1 protein-coding gene is annotated in these 525 nt (G+C 67.8%); it reads left to right on the plus strand.

The genetic code is table 11. The features are described 5' to 3' along the window. Positions 1-525: TetR/AcrR family transcriptional regulator (locus E0H73_RS45630; RefSeq protein WP_131367570.1), on the plus strand; the 525-nt coding region annotated here is incomplete at both ends.

Consider the following 525-nt stretch of genomic DNA (forward strand, 5'->3'; position numbering starts at 1 on the left):
CGACGCCGGCTACCGCAGCCTCAGCCTCGAGCAGGTCGCCGCCGACGCCGAGGTCACCCGCGTGACCATCTACAGGAAGTTCGGCAACAAACTCGGACTACTCGACGCGGTCGCCGAAGACCTCTCCCAGCGGGCCGGACTTGTGGCGGGCATGCACGCGGCGGCTACCCTCGACGATCCGGTCGCTGCCTTCACCGCGATGGTCACCGAGCTCTGCCGCTTCTGGAACACCGACCCGGACCTGTTCCGACGCCTGATCAGCCTCGCCGCAGTTGACCCGGACGGCCACCAGGTCATCAGCAGCCGGGAGCAGTGGCGCTTTGATCAGGTCACGCAGTTCGTCACCCGGCTCGACGAAGCCGACCGGCTGCGCCGCCCGTTCGACACCGCCACCGCGGCTGCCACTATCGGCGCCGCCACCGGATTCACCACCTGCGACGAGATCGCGAGCCGACTCCACCTCAGCCACGACCGGATCGACAACCTCCTGCTGGCAATGCTCCACGGAGTCATCCGACTCCAGGA

The organism is Kribbella pittospori (assembly GCF_004331465.1).
GTDB classification, from domain to species: domain Bacteria; phylum Actinomycetota; class Actinomycetes; order Propionibacteriales; family Kribbellaceae; genus Kribbella; species Kribbella pittospori.